1 protein-coding gene is annotated in these 567 nt (G+C 66.7%); it reads right to left on the bottom strand.

The features are described 5' to 3' along the window. Positions 1–567, bottom strand: a 567-nt coding sequence (locus tag QSK20_RS31930; RefSeq protein ID WP_285792324.1) for a GTP-binding protein, incomplete at both ends; no start/stop codon positions are given.

Raw genomic sequence — 567 nt, 5'->3', positions numbered from 1 at the left:
TGTCCCCACGGGAGATGTCGATCTCGTCGGTCAGACGGACGGTCACGGACATCGGCGGGAACGCCTCGCCGACGGGTCCGTCAGCGGTCTCCACCGACGCGATGTGGGAGGTGAACCCCGACGGCAGGACCATCACCTCGTCCCCGGGCTTCAACACACCCGAGGCGACCTGACCGGCGTAACCGCGGTAGTCGGTGACGGTGGTGGACTGGGGACGGATCACGTACTGCACGGGGAAGCGGACGTCGACGAGGTTCCGGTCCGAGGCGATGTGCACGTGCTCCAGGTGGTGGAGCAGGGAGGGGCCTTCGTACCAGGGGGTGTTCTCCGAGCGGGTGACGATGTTGTCGCCCTTCAACGCCGAGATCGGCACCACCGCCAGATCGGGGACGTCGAGTTTCGCGGCGAAGGCGGTGAACTCGTCGGCGATCTGCTCGAACACTTCCTGCGACCAGTCGACCAGGTCCATCTTGTTGACGCAGAGCACCAGGTGCGGCACCCGCAGAAGACTGCACAGGAAGGCGTGGCGGCGGGACTGCTCGACCAGGCCCTTCCGGGCGTCGACCA

The organism is Micromonospora sp. NBRC 101691 (assembly GCF_030269285.1).
GTDB classification, from domain to species: Bacteria; Actinomycetota; Actinomycetes; order Mycobacteriales; family Micromonosporaceae; genus Micromonospora; species Micromonospora echinospora.
This window is presented reverse-complemented; position numbering and strand designations above follow the sequence as displayed.